Below are 3,011 nucleotides of genomic sequence, written 5' to 3'. Positions count from 1 at the left end.
GACCCGTACACCCCCACCACCCCCTCAAGAGCCGACCGCACCGGCAACATCCGCCCCCGCCTGAATTCCTTCGTGGGCCGGGAACCCGAACTCGACGCCATCCGTTCCGAATTGCACAGGGTCCGTCTCGTCACCCTCACGGGACCGGGCGGATCCGGCAAGACCCGCCTCGCCGAGGAAGCCGCCGCCGGGCATCCGCAGGCATGGCTGGCCGAGCTCGCCCCGCTCGACCGGCCGGAGGCGGTGACCAGCGCGGTCGTCAGTGCCCTCGGTCTGCGCGAGACCGTGCTGATGACCCACGAGATGACGGTGCAGCAGGACGACCCGGTCGCCCTGCTCATCGAGTACTGCGCCCCGCGCAGCCAGCTCCTGATCCTTGACAACTGCGAACATGTGATCGGTGCCGCGGCCGAGCTCGCCGAGACCNNCTCGCCACCAGCCGCGAACCCCTGGGCGTGCCCGGCGAGTCCGTGCGCCCGGTCGAGCCCCTGCTCCCCGACCCGGCGCACCGCCTCTTCCTGGAGCGGGCGGTCGCGGCGCACCCGGACGCCGACGTCGGCCACGACCCCGCCGCCGTCGACGAGATCTGCCGCCGCCTCGACGGCCTGCCCCTGGCCATCGAGCTGGCCGCCGCCCGGCTGCGGATGCTCACCCCGCGGCAGATCGCCGACCGCCTCGACGACCGCTTCCGCCTCCTCACCTCCGGAAGCCGCACGGTTCTGCCCCGCCAGCAGACCCTGCGCGCGGTCGTCGACTGGTCCTGGGACCTGCTCGACGAGGCCGAGCGCACCGTCCTGCGCGAGGTCTCCGTCTTCGCGGGCGGCTGGGACCTGGACGCCGCCGAGGCCGTCTGCACCGGACCCGTGGCCGAGATCGTCGGCGCGCTCGTCGACAAGTCCCTGGTCGTCGCGACGCCTTGCCGGCGAGGGATCAGCGGTATGCGCTACCGCATGCTGGAGACGATCCACGAGTACGCCGCGGAGCGCGCCGCCGAGACCCCCGAGCTGCGCGCCACGGCCGAGCGACGGCACCGCGCGTGGGTCCGCGCGCTGGTCGAGGAGGCCGATCCGCTCCTGCGGTCCGCCGACCAGCTCCGGTGGATCGGCCGGCTGGAGTCCGACCTGGACAACATCCGCGCGGCACTCCACCGGAGCCTCGTCGCCGCCGACGAGCCGGAGTTGGGCGCCATCGTCCTCGCCATGGGCTGGTTCTGGTGGCTGCGCAACTTCCGCCGGGAGGGCGCGACCTGGGCGGACCAGGCCCTGCGCCTGGGCGCGGCGCTCGACACCCGTTCCCGCGACTCCTCCCGCACGCCCCGGCTCGACGGCGTCGACCACGTCGAGGCCTACCTCGCCGACCCCGGGGCCGAGAGGGATCACCCCTCGCACCGGCCCCGGATGAGACTGCGCGTACTGGATCTCTTCCTGAGGGCGGAGCTCGGCCAGGTCCCGCTGAAGGACGAGCGGACGCAGGAGTACGCCAGGGGCGTGCGGACCTCCATGGCGCGGGGCGGGCCGGACGCGGCGCGGTTCCCCGGCATCATCTGGCCGCTGATGGCGTTCGTTCTCGGCAACACCGAAGGCATCCGCGACGACATGGAGAGGTCGCTGGCCAACTGCCGGGAGCACGGCGGTGACTGGGAGATCGGCGCGGCCCTGCTGTTCGGTGTCCATGTGGCCGTGGACAGCCCCGGCGGTATGGATGGCGTCGACGAGACCCTCGCGGAGCTGCGGACCGTCGCCCGGCGCACGGGGGACCGCTGGATGCTCGCCCAGGTGAGCAGCGCGGGCGGTGAGACGGCCATGGCCCGCAGCCGTTTCGACGAGGCGAGGAGCGAGTTCGAGGACGCCATGCGGCTCGCGGTCGAGGTGGGGGCGTATGTGGAGACGCCGTTCCTCATCGCCCGCCTCGGCGAGATCGCCTACTACGTGGGGGACCGGGCGCAGGCTCTCGCGGCGCTGGACGAGGCGACGGCCGCGGCCGATCGCTACGCGGTGCCGGACTCGAGGGCGTTCGTCCTTCTCATGCGGTCGCAGATGGCCTTCGACGACCGGGACTTCGTACAGGCCCGCGAGCTGCACGGGGCGGCCCGCGTGGAGATGGAGCGTGGCACACCGCCGGCCCAGTTCCTGGCCGCGCTGAACGGCCTCGACGCGCTGCTGACCGCGGTCGAGACGAGCCCCGGTCACGGGCTGCGCAAGCTGGTCGACACCCTGCGCGAGGCCGCGGCAGCGCCGTGCTCGGAGGTGGTCCTCGCCACGCTGGCCGAGCGGGCGGCGGGCGTCTTCAGCGACATCGACGACCACGCGCGCGCGGTCCGCCTCCTCGCCGCGGGCTCCCACTGGCGCCAGGGTCACCCCCGTCCGTTGCCCTACAGCCGGGAGTTCGACCGCATCGAGGCCACCGCCCTGTCCCACCTGGGCCGACGGGCGTACGACTCCGAGCGGCGCACCGGGGCGACCCTCACCCCGGAGGACGTCCTACGGGAACTCACCGAAGTGTCAGCCACGGCCACAGCCACAGCCACGGGCAGCGGCAGCAGCAGTCACTGACACCGGAACCGTGAATCCGCCCAGTCCGCCAACGCCACCGAGTCGAAGGGCGAATGCGGCTCGACGACCAGGCGGATCGTTTTCCTGCCGGTCAGATCCACATGCACGGGCACCGCGCCCTGACCGCCCTGGACCAGCCCCGACTGCCACATCCGGGCCCCGTCCGCGAACACGGAGAACCGCACCTGACCGAGCCCCATCGTCAGGTCGTCGACACCGACCACCGCGTCGTACGAGGAACACGTGCGGTTGAGATCGATGGTGACCGAGGAGGCGCCGTGGACGGTGACACCGTTCGCGTACGACCTGTCGGCGATCGACATGCCGTACCGCTGCCAGACCCAGCTGCTCTCGCCGAGCCGCATCTCGGGCTTGGTGCCGTCGCCGGTGACGCCGTAGTCCAGCTGGTTCCACTGGAAGTCCGCCGGGGGCGCAGGCGGAGGGGGTGGCTTCGGGGCC

At 72.7% G+C, this 3,011-nt stretch carries 2 protein-coding genes and 1 pseudogene; 2 read left to right on the top strand and 1 reads right to left on the bottom strand.

Annotation, left to right across the window (positions count from 1 at the left end):
• Positions 1 to 426: pseudogene (locus AOK17_RS53130) on the top strand (AAA family ATPase); the annotation flags it as partial.
• A gap of 2 nt (positions 427 to 428) precedes the next feature.
• On the top strand, positions 429 to 2,552 hold a 2,124-nt coding region (locus AOK17_RS45860), incomplete at its 5' end, for an ATP-binding protein (protein WP_425424696.1).
• Here the strand turns inward: AOK17_RS45860 and AOK17_RS45855 are convergent.
• Positions 2,546 to 3,011: NPCBM/NEW2 domain-containing protein (locus AOK17_RS45855; RefSeq protein WP_206190950.1), on the bottom strand; the 466-nt coding region annotated here is incomplete at its 5' end. The two genes, AOK17_RS45860 and AOK17_RS45855, sit on opposite strands and share 7 nt — an antisense overlap.

Origin of the sequence: Streptomyces phaeochromogenes, from assembly GCF_001418655.1 — a bacterium.
In the GTDB taxonomy this organism is placed as follows: domain Bacteria; phylum Actinomycetota; class Actinomycetes; order Streptomycetales; family Streptomycetaceae; genus Streptomyces; species Streptomyces phaeochromogenes.
Note: the sequence above shows the minus strand (reverse complement) of the source record. Positions and strands in the feature narration are given on the sequence as shown.